The 14,535-nt window shown below is 70.2% G+C and carries 13 protein-coding genes; 8 read left to right on the top strand and 5 right to left on the bottom strand.

From position 1 onward, the window contains the following. Window positions 1–20 precede the first annotated feature (20 nt). A complete protein-coding gene (locus OHS18_RS41060) occupies window positions 21–1,097 on the bottom strand; it encodes an amidohydrolase family protein (RefSeq protein ID WP_328443237.1) in 1,077 nt (358 codons plus the stop codon). Next, window positions 1,094–2,632: a signal recognition particle protein gene (ffh, locus tag OHS18_RS41055; RefSeq protein WP_328614422.1), complete on the bottom strand. Its 1,539-nt coding sequence runs from the start codon at window positions 2,630–2,632 to the stop codon at window positions 1,094–1,096. Before ffh ends, OHS18_RS41060 begins: the two co-directional genes overlap by 4 nt. Window positions 2,633–2,849: 217 nt before the next feature. Here ffh and OHS18_RS41050 point away from each other — a divergent pair, with 217 nt between their 5' ends. Further along, on the top strand, window positions 2,850–4,640 hold the full coding sequence (locus OHS18_RS41050) for an ABC transporter ATP-binding protein (protein ID WP_328614421.1): 1,791 nt from the start codon (window positions 2,850–2,852) through the stop codon (window positions 4,638–4,640). 10 nt (window positions 4,641–4,650) lie between these two features. After that, entirely contained in the window at window positions 4,651–5,115 is a 465-nt protein-coding gene (locus tag OHS18_RS41045) for a MarR family winged helix-turn-helix transcriptional regulator (protein ID WP_328614420.1), read from the top strand. Between the two features lie 270 nt (window positions 5,116–5,385). Here the strand turns inward: OHS18_RS41045 and ku are convergent, their stop codons facing one another. Together ku and OHS18_RS41035 are read right to left on the bottom strand one after the other, a co-directional pair. Then, window positions 5,386–6,258, bottom strand: coding sequence for a non-homologous end joining protein Ku (gene ku, locus OHS18_RS41040; RefSeq protein WP_328443241.1), 873 nt, complete (start codon window positions 6,256–6,258; stop codon window positions 5,386–5,388). Window positions 6,259–6,310: 52 nt separating this feature from the next. Beyond that, a complete protein-coding gene (locus OHS18_RS41035) occupies window positions 6,311–6,679 on the bottom strand; it encodes a hypothetical protein (RefSeq protein ID WP_328459034.1) in 369 nt (122 codons plus the stop codon). Window positions 6,680–6,800: 121 nt separating this feature from the next. On the opposite strand from OHS18_RS41035, the gene OHS18_RS41030 reads away from it, so the two are divergent. From OHS18_RS41030 to OHS18_RS41020, 3 genes are all read left to right on the top strand, one after another. Next, window positions 6,801–7,388, top strand: a complete 588-nt coding sequence (locus OHS18_RS41030; protein ID WP_328614419.1) for a TetR/AcrR family transcriptional regulator — start codon at window positions 6,801–6,803, stop codon at window positions 7,386–7,388. A 22-nt stretch (window positions 7,389–7,410) separates the two neighbouring features. Continuing rightward, entirely contained in the window at window positions 7,411–8,163 is a 753-nt protein-coding gene (locus tag OHS18_RS41025; protein ID WP_328614418.1) for an SDR family oxidoreductase, read from the top strand. A 544-nt stretch (window positions 8,164–8,707) separates the two neighbouring features. Continuing rightward, window positions 8,708–10,012 (top strand): GGDEF domain-containing protein, encoded by a 1,305-nt coding sequence (locus OHS18_RS41020; protein WP_328614417.1) that lies wholly within the window; start codon window positions 8,708–8,710, stop codon window positions 10,010–10,012. On the opposite strand, the gene OHS18_RS41015 is transcribed toward OHS18_RS41020, so the two are convergent. Beyond that, entirely contained in the window at window positions 10,009–11,712 is a 1,704-nt protein-coding gene (locus OHS18_RS41015; protein WP_328614416.1) for a DUF262 domain-containing protein, read from the bottom strand. The two genes, OHS18_RS41020 and OHS18_RS41015, sit on opposite strands and share 4 nt — an antisense overlap. Before the next feature lie 193 nt (window positions 11,713–11,905). Here OHS18_RS41015 and OHS18_RS41010 point away from each other — a divergent pair, with 193 nt between their 5' ends. Genes OHS18_RS41010 through OHS18_RS41000 form a run of 3 tightly spaced genes read left to right on the top strand, consistent with a single transcriptional unit; the run spans window position 11,906 to window position 14,503 of the window. Next, window positions 11,906–12,508: a TetR/AcrR family transcriptional regulator gene (locus tag OHS18_RS41010; protein WP_328443245.1), complete on the top strand. Its 603-nt coding sequence runs from the start codon at window positions 11,906–11,908 to the stop codon at window positions 12,506–12,508. Beyond that, window positions 12,505–13,167, top strand: a complete 663-nt coding sequence (locus OHS18_RS41005; protein WP_328614415.1) for a VC0807 family protein — start codon at window positions 12,505–12,507, stop codon at window positions 13,165–13,167. Before OHS18_RS41010 ends, OHS18_RS41005 begins: the two co-directional genes overlap by 4 nt. Next, complete coding sequence (locus OHS18_RS41000) at window positions 13,160–14,503, top strand: FAD-dependent monooxygenase (RefSeq protein ID WP_328614414.1); 1,344 nt, start codon at window positions 13,160–13,162, stop codon at window positions 14,501–14,503. Before OHS18_RS41005 ends, OHS18_RS41000 begins: the two co-directional genes overlap by 8 nt. Window positions 14,504–14,535: the final 32 nt, after the last annotated feature.

Genomic DNA, 14,535 nt, shown 5'->3' with positions numbered 1-14,535 from the left:
GCAAGGAAAACAGCGGGGGTCTACCCGTAGACGACGCCGCCGAGCACGATGTGCGCCGGATGCCGCAGGACGCCGAGGTCGTCACGCGGGTCGCTCGGGTAGACGAGCAGGTCGGCGGGCGCGCCGTCGGTGATGCCGGGGTGACCGAGCCAGTCGCGGGCGGCCCAGGACCCGCTCGCGAGGGCCTGCTCGCGAGTCATCCCCGCGCGGTGGAGGGCTTCGATCTCGTCGACGAGCCGGCCGTGCTCGACGAGGCCGCCGGCGTCGCTCCCGGCGAAGACGCGCACCCCCGCTTCGATCGCCGTGGCGACCATCTCGCCGACACCGGCGTGCAGGGCGCGCATGTGGGCCGCGTACGCCGGGTACTTGCCCGCCTTGTCCGCGATGCCCGGGAAGTTCTCGATGTTGATCAGGGTGGGCACCAGCGCGACGTCGCCAGCCGCCAGCTCCGCGAGCTGGCCGGCGCTCAGGCCGGTGCCGTGCTCCAGGCAGTCGATGCCGGCCGCGATCAGCCCGGGCAGCGCGGCTTCGCCGAACACGTGCGCGGTGACGCGGGCGCCGTGGTCGTGCGCGACCTTCACGGCTTCGGCCAGGACGTCGTCCGGCCACAGCGGCGCGAGGTCGCCCTCGCCGCGGTCGATCCAGTCCCCCACCAGCTTGACCCAGCCGTCGCCGTCCTTCGCCTGCTCGGCGACGGCGGCGGGCAGCTGCGACGGGTCGTCCAGCTCGATGCCGAGACCCGGGATGTAGCGCTTGGTCAGGGCGAGGTGCTGCCCGGCGCGGATGATCGTCGGCAGGTCGGCGCGCCGCTGCAGCGGCCGGACGTCGATCGGCAGGCCGCAGTCGCGGATCAGCAGCGTGCCCGCGTCGCGGTCGGTGAGCGCCTGCTCGGCCGCCTCGTCGAGCGAGACGGGCCCGTGGACGCCGATGCCGGGGTGGCAGTGCGCGTCGACCAGCCCGGGCAGCAGGAAGACGTCACGGCCCAGCGTCTCGGCGCCGGGCACCGGCTCGAACGAGATCCGACCGCCGGTGATCCAGAGTTCCCCGGACTCGCCGCCGGGCAGGATCACCCCGGCGGCGTGGAGCGCGGTGCTCAATTGTCCTTGGGGTTCTTCGGCAGCTTGAACTTCGACGGGTCGAAGCCGGGGGCGTCGTTCAGGCCGCCGAGCTTGGACAGGTCGGGCATCCCACCGGGCATCTGACCACCCGGAGGCAGCATCGGCATGCCGCCGGGGAAGCCGCCGCGGACCTTGGGCTGCGTCGGGCCGCGACCCTTCTTGCCCTTCTTGCCCTTGCGTGACTTGGAGCCGCCGCCCCCGCCGCCGAAGCCGAACCGGCCGGCCATCTGGGCCATCATCTTGCGGGCCTCGAAGAACCGGTTGACCAGGTCGTTGACCTCGCGGACGGAGACGCCGGAGCCGTTGGCGATGCGCAGCCGGCGCGAGCCGTTGATCATCTTCGGGTCGTCGCGCTCGGCCGGGGTCATGCCGCGGATGATCGCCTGCAGCTTGTCCAGGTGCTTGTCGTCGACCTGGGCGAGCTGGTCCTTCATCTGGCCGGCGCCGGGCAGCATGCCCAGCAGGTTGCCGATCGGGCCCATCTTGCGGACCGCGAGCATCTGCTCGAGGAAGTCCTCCAGCGTCAGCTGGCCGCTGGAGAGCTTCGCGGCGGCCTTCTCGGCCTGGTCATGGTCGAAAGCCTGCTCGGCCTGCTCGATCAGGGTCAGCATGTCGCCCATGCCGAGGATCCGCGACGCCATCCGGTCCGGGTGGAAGGTGTCGAAGTCCTCGAGCTTCTCGCCGTTGGAGGCGAAGAGGATCGGCTGGCCGGTGACCTCGCGGACGGACAGCGCGGCACCACCGCGGGCGTCACCGTCGAGCTTGGTGAGCACGACGCCGGAGAAGCCGACTCCGTCGCGGAAGGCCTCGGCCGTGGTGACGGCGTCCTGGCCGATCATCGCGTCGACGACGAACAGGGTCTCGTCCGGCTGCACGGCGTCGCGGATGTCCGCGGCCTGCTTCATCAGCTCCTCGTCGACGCCGAGGCGGCCCGCGGTGTCGACGACGACGACGTCGTACTGCGCGTGCTTCGCCTCGGCGATGGCGCGGCGGGCGACGTCGACCGGGTCGCCGACGCCGTTGCCGGGCTCGGGCGCGAAGGTCGTGACGCCGGCGCGCTCGCCGACCACCTGCAGCTGGGTGACGGCGTTGGGGCGCTGGAGGTCACAGGCGACGAGCAGCGGCGCGTGGCCCTGCTTCTTCAGCCACAGCGCGAGCTTGCCGGCCAGCGTCGTCTTACCGGCGCCCTGGAGGCCGGCGAGCATGATCACCGTGGGCGGGGTCTTCGCCAGGTTGAGCCGCCGGGTCTCGCCGCCGAGGATCCCGACGAGCTCCTCGTTGACGATCTTGACGACCTGCTGCGCGGGGTTGAGCGCCTGGGAGACCTCGGCGCCCTTCGCCCGTTCCTTGATCTTCGCGATGAAGGTCTTGACCACGCCGAGGGCGACGTCGGCCTCCAGCAGCGCGATGCGGATCTCGCGCGCGGTGGCGTCGATGTCGGCGTCGGACAGCCGGCCCTTGCGCGTGAGCGTCTGAAGGGCGGCGGTGAGCCGATCGGACAGGGTGTCGAACACGGGTGTGCACGCTCCAGCTGGGTCGAGAGTGGCGCGCCGGACCGGGCCGGCCTCTCCAGGGTAGTCGCTGCGGCTTCCCGGCCTCGCGGGTACGCGAAAGTCGCGCACGCAGTTAGTACACATAGGTGTACCAACTTGCGCGCGAGAACTTCTTAAATTCGGCTTTAACTTCCGAAATTCACTGGTGAGCCCGACCAGATTCAGTAAACATATGCGTATGACCTCCGCGACCAGAGCCCGTCCGTCGCTCGCCGAACCGACGTCCGACACCGACGAACCGGTCCCGCTGCGGCGGATCGCCGGTCTGTTCCGCCCGCACCGCGGCCCCCTCGCCGCGCTGTTCGCGCTGATCGTCCTGCAGGCCGGACTCGGTGTCGTCTCGCCGTTCCTCTTGCGCGAGATCCTCGACGACGCCCTCCCGCACCGGGACACGCTGCTGATCAGCGCCCTGGCGGCGGGGATGATCGTCTGCGCGGTCGGCAGCGGCTCGCTCGGCGTCGCGACCACCGGGCTGTCCAACACCATCGGCCAGCGCGTGATGAACGAGCTGCGCGTGTCGGTCTACGGCCACCTGCAGCGGATGTCGCTCGGCTTCTTCACCCGGACGAAGAGCGGCGAAGTGCTCTCGCGGGTCTTCAACGACATCGGCGGCGTCGACAACGTCATCACCACGACCGCCGGGTCCGTGGTGCAGAACGCCACGACGACGATCGCCATCACGGTGGCGCTGATCGTGCTCGACTGGCAGCTCGCCCTGCTGTCGCTGATCGTCGTCCCGCTGTTCCTGCTGTTCACGCTGCGGCTGGGCAAGCGGCGGCGGACGCTGGCCCGCGGCCGGACCCGGCGGATGGCGCGGCTGACCACGATGGTCGAGGAGTCCCTCTCGGTCACCGGCGTGCTGCTCGCGAAGACGATGGGCAACGAGCGGGAGATGCGGGAGCGCTTCGGCGCCGAGTCGCGGGAGATCGCGTCGCTGGAGCGGGCCGCCGCGCTGGCCGGACGCTGGCAGATCGCGTCCCGGGCGATGAGCCTGACGGTGATCCCGGCCCTGGTCTACTGGATCGCCGGGCTGGCGCTCGCGAACGGCGCGTCACCGATCTCGCTGGGCACGGTCGTGGCGTTCACCAGCATGCTCAACCGACTGGTCACCCCGGCCAGCGCGATGCAGACGATCGGGCAGAACGTGGCGACGTCGAAGGCCCTCTTCGGCCGGATCTTCGAGGTGCTCGACCTGCGGGTGGAGATCAGCGACAAGCCGGACGCGGGCCCGCTTTCCGTGCGCCGCGGCGACGTCTCGATGCGCGGTGTCTCCTTCCGCTACGACGAGAGCGGACCGCTCACGCTCGAGGACATCGACCTCGACGTCCCGGCGGGGACGACCACGGCGCTCGTCGGCTCGACCGGCTCGGGCAAGACGACGCTCGCGTACCTCGTGGCGCGGCTCTACGAGGTGACGTCCGGTTCGGTGGAGATCGACGGCACCGACGTCCGCGACGTCACCCTGGCCTCGCTCGCCGCGGGCGTCGGGATGGTGTCGCAGGAGACCTACCTGTTCCACGACACCGTGCGGGAAAACCTGCGCTTCGCGAAGCCGGACGCGACCGACGACGAGATCGAGGCGGCCGCGAAGGCCGCGCACATCCACGACACGCTCGCCGGGCTGCCCGAGGGCTACGACACGGTCGTCGGGCAGCGCGGCTACCGCTTCTCCGGCGGCGAGAAGCAGCGGATGGCGATCGCGCGGATCCTGCTGCGCAACCCGCCGGTGCTGATCCTCGACGAGGCGACCAGCGCGCTCGACAACCGCACGGAGCGGTCGGTGCAGGCCGAGCTGGACCGCCTCGCCGCGGGGCGCACGACGCTGACGATCGCGCACCGGCTGTCCACAGTGGAGCACGCGGACCAGATCGTCGTGCTGCACGAAGGCCGGATCGTCGAACGCGGGACGCACGAAGAGCTGCTGGCGCTCGACGGGCGTTATGCCCGGCTGGTGCGCAGAACCGCCTAATGTGAGGCCCATGCAGCCCGATTCCGACGTCGCTTCGCCGGTCAGCGCGGACCCCGAGCTGGCCGAACTCGCGCGGCAGGTGCGCGAAGGCGTCGGGCGGCTGAACTGGCGGATGCGCGCCGAATCCGACCCGAGCGGCCCGGGCCCGGCGGTTTTGGCGGTGCTGAGCCGGCTCTACCGGGCGGGCACGCACACGCCGTCGGAGCTGGCCGCGGCGGAACGGCTGCAGCCGCAGTCGCTGACCCGCATCCTCGCCTGGGTGACCGGACGCGAACTGGTGACGCGCACCCCCGACCCCGACGACGGCCGCCGGTCGCTGATCCGCATCACCCCGGCCGGGCTGGCGGTGCTGCGGGAGTACAGCGTCCAGCGGGAACGCTGGCTGGCGACGGCTTTGGAGTCGACGCTGTCGCCGACCGAGCGGCAATTGCTGAAGCTCGCGTCGGAGCTGCTGACGCGGGTGGCGGACGCCTGAAGGCTGCCGCGGAGACCCTCGCTCCTCCGCGGCAGCCATCAAGACTCCCCTCGATCACCCCGCCTCCCCGCGGCGTGACGCGGGTTCCGGGAACGGACCGCTCCTCCGTCGGCCCGCCCCGGAACCCCGGTGTCTGGACGGCACACCTCCCCAGGGGCCGTCCTGACCCCCTCACCAGCGGTTCCGGCATCCGCTGGCACGACGAAGTCTGCCGCGCCCCGGCGGCCACCAGCAGTGGGAGAACCCTCAATTACCCGTGGGTAGTACTACTCAGGACGTCTTCGAGCGGCTGCGCGACGCGGCACGCTTCGCCGTCGTACGCGCCTTCGCCGCGCGAGCCGCGGCAGCCTTGGCCTTCGTGACGGCCGCGTTGCGCGCGTCCTCGGCTTCGGCCGCGCTCTCCTGCAGCGCCGCCAGCAGCCGCGTGACGCCCTCGGACTGCTCGGCCGCCGTCGGCTGGACGACCTCTGCGCCGTCGATCTTCGACCGGATCAACGCGTCGAGGGCCTCGCGGTAACGGTCGGGGTAGCGGCCCGGGTCGAACTCGCCGGTCAGCTCCTCGACGAGGGTCACCGCGCGGCGCAGCTCGCCGGGGCGGATGTCGACGTCGGCGTGGCGGAACGGGAAGTCCGGGGCCCTGAGCTCATTGGGCCACAGCATCGTCTCCAGGAGGAGCACCTGGTCGCGCACCCGCAGCGCGCCGAGCACCTCACGCCGGCGCAGCGCGACGGTGACCAGCGCGATCCGGCCGGACTGCTGCAGGGCCTCGCTGAACAGCACGTACGGCTTCGTCCCGGCCGGCTCGGGCTCGAGGAAGTAGGTCTTCGCGAACCAGATCGGGTCGACGTCGGCCTGCTGCGCGAAGCCGCGGATGTCGATCGTGCGGCCGGGCATCGGCAGCGACGCGAGTTCGTGGTCCGACAGCAGCACGACGTCACCGCCGGGGACCGGGTAGCCGCGGACCATCTCCTCGGGCGGCACCTCTTCGCCGTCGACCTCGCAGACCCGCTTCACCCGGACGCGGCCGCCGTCGGCGCCGTGCACCTGGTGCAGCGGGATCTCGTGCTCCTCGGTCGCGCTGTACGCCTTCACCGGAATGGCGTAACTGCCGAACCCGATCGTGCCCGTCCACACCGCGCGCATGCGAGTCACCTCCGCTGCTCCAGGCTAGGCGGGCGGGCTTGCGGGAAGACAGCTACAAACGGGTGTCGGGCGCGACGGATTCGCTCACGCATTCGAACGACGGCGTGACCTCGTCGAGCGCCTCGGCCGCGCAGCGGGCCGCGATGGCCGCCTCGCGCAGCACCTCGGTGACCACCTCGACGTCCAGCGGCGGGGCCGCGGCGAGCGCGTCCGAACCGGTCTCGACGCGGCGGGCGAGCCCGGCGAGCGCGTGGGAGATGGCCTCCTGGCCGGCGACCAGCTGGGCGACGACGTCGATGAGCTCGGTCGTGGTGGCGCCCGGGCCGCCGCAGCGCAGGCCCGCGGCGAGGTCCTCGGCACACGACCGGAGGTGGGAGGCGACGACCGTCGGCGGCAGCGTCAACCGCGGCGAGTCCTGCATCACGCACCCCCTCAGGCCGGTCCGAGCAGCCATAGTGCCACCGCACTCGGCGTCACCGGACACGACACACCGCCGCTCGCATATTTGACCGCTCGTTCTCGAAAGCGCTAGGGTTTTGATCATGTCCCGGGTCAAGGAGTTCGACGTCGACGAAGCCTGCGACGCCGCGCTCGCGCTCTTCCGGCGTCAGGGCTACGAAGCGACGTCGGTCAGTGATCTCGTCGCACACCTCGGCGTCGCGAAGGCGAGCCTGTACGCGACTTTCGGCACGAAGCACGAATTGTACGTCGCCGCCTTGAAGCGCTATGCGGAACGGACGGACGCGCAGGTCGTGGCCAGCCTGTCGCAGCCCGGTTCCGGAGTGGACGCGGTGCGCGGACTGCTGAAGAGCTACGTCGCCGACATCGCGGGCGAAGCCGGGCCCATCGGCTGTTTCGTCGTCAACGCGGCCATCGAGCTCCTCCCCCGTGACCCGGCGGTCGCGCGACTGGTGGAACGCAGCTGGGACACCCTCGAGGTCGCGCTCACCATGGCACTGGAACGAGCGAAGGCGCAGGGCGAGCTACCCGAGGGCAGCGACCCGGCAACCCTCGCCCGGTTCCTGCTCACCGTCCTCCAGGGCCTGCGGGTCCTGGGCAAGGGCACGGACGCGGCGGGCCGGCTGAACGCGGCCGTCTCGCAGGCGATGCGCATCCTCATTCGAGAATGATCAGACCAGAAAGAAGGCAGGCATGGGGGCACGGTTCGCGGGCAAGATCGTCTTGGTGACGGGCGGCAGTTCGGGCATCGGACGGGCGACGGCCAAGGCGTTCGCCGAAGAAGGCGCGACGGTGGTCGTCGCGGGGCGCGACGAGCAGCGGCTCGCCTCGGCGGTCGAGGAAATCGGCGGCCCGGCGAGCGCGGTCGTCGCGGACGTCACCGACTCCGCGGACGTCGCGCGCATGGTCGAGACGGTCGTCGCGCGCCACGGCGGCCTGGACGTCGCGTTCAACAACGCCGGCGTCCTCGGCGCCCCCGCGGCGGCCGGGGACCTGCGTGAAGACGTCTTCGACGCCGTCATCGGCACCAACCTCACCGGCACCTGGCTCTGCATGAAGCACGAGATCGCGCACATGCGGGCGCACGGCGGCGGCGCGATCGTCAACATGGCGTCGAACATCGGCTCGCACGGCCGGATCCCGGGCATGGCGGCCTACGCCGCGTCGAAGGCCGCGGTGAGCGTGCTGACCCGCACCGCGGCGCGCGACCACATCGCCGACGGCGTCCGCATCAACGCCGTCAGCCCGGGGCCGACCGACACCGGGATGTCGCTGCGGCCCGGCGAGACGGACGCCGGCCGCGCCGTGCGGCTCAAGGCCGCGATTCCGCTGGGCCGGGTGGGTGCCACCGCCGAAGTGGCCGCAGCGGTGCTGTGGCTGGCTTCGGCCGAGGCCGGGTTCACGGTCGGCCACGACCTGGTGGTCGACGGCGGCGCCACCGCCTGAGCGGCCCCACCCGGGCCCGCGTCGTTTCAGGATTCACGGTTGCGCATGGTGACGTTCCCCTTTCGTGCCGGGATGGACGGTGTGCGGACGGGATTCAGGACTCGCGGTTGCGCACGACGGCTCTCCTCTCGGGCGGGACGGACGGCGGGCTCGGCGTCAGGACTCGCGGTTGCGCACAGCGGCTCTCCCTTCGATCGCCGTGACGGACGACAGCGGGGTTCAGGACTCGCGGTTGCGCACGACAGCTCTCCCTTCCGGCGCGGTGACGAACAGACACGGGACTCAGGACTCGCGGTTACGCACAGCGGCTCTCCTTTCCTGCGCGGTGACGGACAGGCACGGGTTTCAGGACTCGCGGTTGCGCACGACGGCTCTCCTCTCGCGCGGCACGGACTACGGGCGGAGGGTCAGGATTCGCGGTTGCGCATGAGGGCGGCCTCCCTTCACTGGTCCGATCGTGTGGCACCCATCGATCGCGGCCGCCCGGTGTGATGGGGTGGACGCTGATCGTCGGATCACCCACGGGAGTTGCACCGCCTTGAGTATGGACGGCGCCCATCCGGCCCAGCCCCGCGCAGGCCGTGATCGAGGTGTGCTCCATCCGGCCCAATGGACCCTCTGGCGGCAACGCGGGTCGCTGATCCTCTACGTCTTCCTGGTCGAGTCGGTGGCCGTCGTCGCCACCGTCTGGACCGCCGTGAGCGTGCCCGTACGGCTCTGGGATCTGGTCGTCTTCGCGATCCTCGGCGTCCTCGGCGTGCTGCAGGCCGAGATGGGCCGGCAGATCGAGCGCGTCCGGCGGCTGGTGTCCGACACCCCGCACATCAACCTGACGTCGGTCTGGACGTTCGCCGGCGTCCTGCTCCTGCCGCCCGCGCTCGGCGCCGCCCTGGTCGTCGTCCTGTACGTGCACCTGGCGACGCGCAGCCTCACGCGGATGAAGCGCGTCCCGCCGTTCCGGACGGCGCTGAACGCGACGCTGGTCGTCATCACCTGCTACTCGGCCGAGTTCGCGCTGAACCGGCTCGGCGTGCCAAATATGTACGCGGCGCTGACGTCGGGCTGGCGCGGCGTCACGGCGATCACGCTGGCCGCGGTGACGTACTTCGTGTTCGCCGCGATCACGATCGTCCCGGCGCTGACGATCACCAAGCGCTCGGTGAAGGCGTTCTTCGGCGGCCTCGGCGACAACCTCCTCGAGGTCGCGACGCTCTGCCTCGGCCTGCTCACGGCGTTGACGCTGGCGACGCTGCCCGCGCTGGCGATCGCGATCGTGCCGCCGCTGCTGGTGCTGCACCGGGCGGTGCTGATCAAGCAGCTCGAAATCGCCGCGACCACCGACGAGAAGACGGGCCTGTTCAACACGACCGGCTGGCACCTGCTCGCTTCGCGCGAGCTGGCCCGGGCGCAGCGCAGCAAGCAGAGCAGCTTCGGCGTGCTGATGATCGACCTGGACCACTTCAAGCTGATCAACGACGAGCACGGGCACCTGGCGGGCGACGCGGTGCTGCGGTCGGTCGCGACGACGATCAAGAACGCCGTCCGCGACTACGACTCGGTCGGCCGCTTCGGCGGCGAGGAGTTCGTCGTCCTGCTCCCGGACATCGGCCCGGCGGCGGTGCTCGCGGTGGCCGAGCGCATCCGCGCGGCGATCGCGGCCCTCGAAGTCGAGTACGAGGACGGCAGCCACGTCCGCCTCATCGGCACGCTGTCGGCGTCGATCGGCGTAGCGACCTACCCCGACGGCGGCACGGCCGTCGAGCGCCTGCTGCAGGCCGCGGACAAGGCCCTGTACCGGGCCAAGGACGCGGGCCGCAACAAGGTCGTCGACGGCACCGCCACCGCTTAGGAAGCCGTGGGACTACCGGGGGCCAGCCGCCAGAGCTCGCCGAGGACCGTCAACAGGACCTCCTGACGCCTCTCGAGGACAGCGGGAGTCCACTCGGGACTATCGAGTACCTGTCCGGTCAGGACGAACGGCGGCCAACTCGTCTTCTCGAAGTACTTGGTCTTCTTCACTTCGAACTCGAGGTTGCCGGCTTGGGAATTCTTCCGCCTCGACAGCAGGACGAGGTTCGCCAGGCGGTGAACCCAATACAACCGCTCCCGCGGAGTGAACTCCGTAGTCCATGTGCTGTCTGCTGCGGGCGATTGGGGTAAAACGTGTTCCACGCTGATCAGCGGGGAGTGTTCGTAGCTCTTCCCGCCGTCCGATAGCGCAGAATCGAGGCGTAGCAACACGTACTGACGAATCCGTGTGACTGTGTAGATCTCGGCGTTGAGCCTCTCGACGGTCGCCGCTCGTTCGTCATTGGACAACTGGAGCGGGGACTCGTCCGCGTAGAGGTCGCGTTCCTTCTCCATCCAGTCCAGGACGCGTCCGTAACGCTCGATCCGGCGAGTGATGTCCACCCGGCGGACGAGCATGCTCGCCGCGAGTCTTTCGAGGTCGATCAGGAAGCGAAGAAGTTCTGCGGAATCGGCGGTCGGGCGACTGAAGTAGCTGATGGCCGGAGGGATCCAGTCGGTGTTGTCCAGCTGTTTCAGCCAGCCCAGCAGCCTGTTGATCGCGTCCGCATCGGGTCCTCCGGCGTAGCTCGCGCGCGTGACCGCCTCGAAGGCGTCCGAGTACGGAACCAGCACGTCGTCGATGAACTTCTTGCCATCCGGTACACGCTGCAGGACCGACGCGCGGAACTCCTTCAAAATCGACTCACGAGCCTTCGTCTTCGCGTACACCATGCGGATGTGGGAGAAGAGATCGCCGAAGTCGTTGCGACCGAGATCGTCCTCCTCATGGGCCCACTTAGTGGTGTAGGCGTCCTGGTCGACTTCCGCGATGCGGCCGATGATCTCCGCCTTAAGGATGTCCGTGTGCGTGAGATCCAAGCCGCGCTCGTTGAGCACTGAGAAGATGCGGTAGGCCGACTCGAAATCGGCAGTCGACACCACGACCAAGTACGTGTGCTGGTCGATGAACGAGACCAGCCGCTCGCGCTCCACCATCTCCAGCTCGCTCAACCGAGCCTTGAGCTGGAGCGCGTTTTCGACCAAGCGTGCCCGGCTGTCGGGTCGCACGTCCACCAAGGACGCGAGCAGAGCGTTTCCTTCTCGCTCCTGAACGTACTTCTCGAAGAACCCCTGGTCCTGGTCACGAAGACTGAGACGAGGTTGATCCGCGGTCTGCTTGATCGGGTCTCCCTTCTGGAAGATCCGGCTCTCCAGTGATGCGGCGTAGGGAGGCGAGACACAGTCGCGGAGAACACTCAGCAACACCGTGAGAGTGGTGAGACGCTGCTGCCCGTCGACCACCTCGGCCAACGCTTGCTTTTCCGCCTTGACCAGCACGATGCTGCCGAGGAAGTAGGGATCGGCTTCGGTGAGCGAGTCCTTGGCACGAGAAGCGGCGAGAAGATCGTCGAACATCTCCCCCGCCTGGTCGGTCGTCCACGCGTATGGGCGCTGATAAAGAGGGATCGTGAAGTGGTAGTCGTCGGTGAAGATGTCGCCGACGGTGTGCTCCGCTGCTTGGATTTTCGTCCCGGCCATGCGGGAGATCTCGGTGGCGAGACGCCGGCTGTTACAAGATCCACCGCAACCTTCGGGAAGCTGTGGCCAACGCCGCCCGCTCAACCTCCCAGCCCGCTCGTCGACGGCACCGCCATCGCCTGATCCACCTCCCCCGTCTCTGCCCCTGACCAGGCGACTTGTCAGATTTGCTCGGCTGAGCTAAATTTTGCTCATGCGAGCAAGAACGTTCACCGAGTCCGGCCGGCGGGCCCAGATCGTGCAGGCGGCGATCGAAGTGATCGCCGAGGAAGGCTTCGCCAAGGCGTCGTTCAGCCGGATCGCGAAGCACGCGGGCCTGTCGAGCACCGGCATGATCAGCTACCACTTCGCGGGCAAGGACGACCTGCTCGCGGTGTGTATCACCGAGATCGAACGGGTCACCGGGGCGTTCATGCAGCCGCGCATCGACGCCGCCGTCGGGCACGTCGCGCAGCTGCGCGCTTTCGTCGAAGCCAACGTCGCGCTCGTCGGGGAGCACCCCGACGCGATCCGGGCGCTGATCGATCTGGTGAAGAACGCCGGCTCGCAGAGTGACGCCGTCAACGGGCGGCTCGCGTTGTTCGAAGAGCACTTCCGTACCGGGCAGGCGGCCGGCGCCTTCGGCCGCTTCGACCCGCGGACCGCGGCACTGGCCTTGACCAGCGGCCTCGACGCCGTCGTCGCCACGGCGGCCGCGGCCGCACCCGAACCAGCCGAGCTCGCGCGCATCGGCCGTGAGCTCGCCGACCTCTACGTGCGGGCGACCGCACCCGAAACCACTGGGGAATCCGCATGATGATCGAACAGAAGTCCGAGCCCGACGCCGGCCTGCGCCGGGTGATCCGCGCCAACGTCCTGAACGTCGTTTTCGAAGTCCTCGTGCCGATGGCGCTGTTCTACGGCCTGCGCGCCGCCGGCGTGAGCCAGTGGTGGGCGCTGATAGCCGGGGTCGTGGTGGCCGCGCCGTACGTGCTGTGGACGATCGTGCGCAACCGGAAGGTCGACCTCGTCGCCCTGGTGACGCTGAGCGTCATGGTGCTGTCGGTCGTGCTGGGCCTGCTCTCCGACGACCCGCGCACCCTGGTGATCCGCGAAGGGTGGACGGCCGCGCTGGGTGGCGTGTTCGGCGCGTGGATGCTGGTCACGGTGTTCATCGGCCGGCCGGCGCAGCTGACGCTGGGCCGCACGATCGCCGAGATCAAGCGTGGTGCCGAGGGCGCGGAGGCGTGGGCGGCCCGCTGGGACACCGACGCCCGCTTCCGGCGCGGCCTGCGGATCAACACGGCCGCTTGGGGCGGCGTGCTGGTGCTCAGCGCGATCACGCACATCGTGCTCGTCTACACCCTGCCGATCGACCTGATCTCGCTGGTCACCACCGTGCAGTGGTTCGCGATGCTGGCCGCCCTGATCATCTGGCACGTCTGGTACCTCAAGAAGGAGAACCTCGATGCCTGACGTCCTGATCGCCGGTGCCGGCCCGACCGGCCTGCTGGCCGCGTTCGAACTGGAGCGTGCCGGGCTCGACGTGCTGGTCCTGGACCGCGACGCCCGCCCGACGACGCAGTCGAAGGCACTCGGCCTGCAGCCCCGGTCGGTCGAGGTGCTGGCCGACCGCGGCCTGCTCGCCGCGATCGAGCCGCACATCGAGGCCCGGCTGCCCGGCGGGCACTTCTCGGGCATCCCGATCGACTACACCGACCTGCCGACGCGCTTCCCGTACCAGCTCGGTGTCGAGCAGGTGCACGTCGCGGCGGCGATCGAGGCCCGGCTGCGCACGCCGGTGCTGCGCGACGCGGCCGTCACCGCCGTGGCGCAGGACGACAAAGGCGTCACGGTCACCGCGGGCGGCCGCGAACACCGGGCCGGCTGGCTCGTGGCGGCCGACGGCGGCCACAGCACGGTCCGGACGCTGCTGGGAGCGGCGTTCCCCGGCCGCTCGGCGCGGATCTCGCTGGTCGTCGCCGACCTCGTACTCACCCGCAAGCCCGACGATTTCGCCGACGAGTGGAGGCTGCCGTCGAAGGCCGCGGGCTTCCTGCTCCCGCTCTCCGGCGGACGCCACCGGGTGGTCGTCGTCGGCGAGGAGCAGCAGCGGCTCGGCCGCGACGAGCCCGTCACCGCCGGCGAACTGCAGCGGGCCCTGACCTCCTTGCACGGGCCGGGGTTCGAGGTGGGCGAAGTGCTCTGGGCGTCCCGGTTCGGCGACGCGTCCCGGCAGCTGGAGCGCTACCGCCACGGCCGCGTGCTGTTCGCGGGCGACGCCGCCCACATCCACCTGCCGGTCGGCGGCCAGGGGCTCAACCTGGGCCTGCAGGACGCGGTGAACCTCGGCTGGAAGCTGGCCGCGCAGGTCCGCGGCCACGCACCCGAGGGCCTGCTCGACAGCTACCACGACGAGCGGCACCCGCTGGCCACCCGCGTGCTGCTCAGCACGCGGGCGCAGGCGGTGCTCGGGGTGCCCGACCCGGACGCGGTGGCGGTCCGGGAGGTCGTCACGGGCTTGATCGCCGTCCCGGAGGCCCGCCGCGCGGTCGCGGCGGAGCTCTCGGGCCTCGGCGTGACGTACCCGGGGGTTTCCGGCCGCGCGGTCGACGTCCCGTCCACATCGGACGGTCGCGCGGTCCTGATCGGCGCGGAACTGCCGCCGGGGTGGGCGGACCGCGTCGAGACGCGAGCCGGTGCCGGGCCGCAACTCGTCCGGCCCGACGGTTACGTGGTCTGGAACGGCGGGTCCGGCTTGGAAAACGCGCTGAGCAGGTGGTTCGGCGAGCCCGCGGTCGCGCTGGTGTGACTTGCCTGAGCCGAGTGACGGCTCGGCTCAGG

Source organism: Amycolatopsis sp. NBC_00355 (assembly GCF_036104975.1).
GTDB lineage: Bacteria > Actinomycetota > Actinomycetes > Mycobacteriales > Pseudonocardiaceae > Amycolatopsis.
This window is presented reverse-complemented; position numbering and strand designations above follow the sequence as displayed.

What these genes read in the sequence shown, in the direction of transcription:
- OHS18_RS41050 (WP_328614421.1), top strand. Translation starts at nt 2,850, where the DNA reads ATGACCTCCGCGACCAGAGCCCGTCCGTCGCTCGCCGAACCGACGTCC.
- OHS18_RS41045 (WP_328614420.1), top strand. Translation starts at nt 4,651, where the DNA reads ATGCAGCCCGATTCCGACGTCGCTTCGCCGGTCAGCGCGGACCCCGAG.
- ku (WP_328443241.1), bottom strand. Translation starts at nt 6,258, where the DNA reads ATGCGCGCGGTGTGGACGGGCACGATCGGGTTCGGCAGTTACGCCATT.
- OHS18_RS41035 (WP_328459034.1), bottom strand. Translation starts at nt 6,679, where the DNA reads ATGCAGGACTCGCCGCGGTTGACGCTGCCGCCGACGGTCGTCGCCTCC.
- OHS18_RS41030 (WP_328614419.1), top strand. Translation starts at nt 6,801, where the DNA reads ATGTCCCGGGTCAAGGAGTTCGACGTCGACGAAGCCTGCGACGCCGCG.
- OHS18_RS41025 (WP_328614418.1), top strand. Translation starts at nt 7,411, where the DNA reads ATGGGGGCACGGTTCGCGGGCAAGATCGTCTTGGTGACGGGCGGCAGT.
- OHS18_RS41020 (WP_328614417.1), top strand. Translation starts at nt 8,708, where the DNA reads ATGGACGGCGCCCATCCGGCCCAGCCCCGCGCAGGCCGTGATCGAGGT.
- OHS18_RS41015 (WP_328614416.1), bottom strand. Translation starts at nt 11,712, where the DNA reads ATGGCCGGGACGAAAATCCAAGCAGCGGAGCACACCGTCGGCGACATC.
- OHS18_RS41010 (WP_328443245.1), top strand. Translation starts at nt 11,906, where the DNA reads ATGCGAGCAAGAACGTTCACCGAGTCCGGCCGGCGGGCCCAGATCGTG.
- OHS18_RS41005 (WP_328614415.1), top strand. Translation starts at nt 12,505, where the DNA reads ATGATGATCGAACAGAAGTCCGAGCCCGACGCCGGCCTGCGCCGGGTG.
- OHS18_RS41000 (WP_328614414.1), top strand. Translation starts at nt 13,160, where the DNA reads ATGCCTGACGTCCTGATCGCCGGTGCCGGCCCGACCGGCCTGCTGGCC.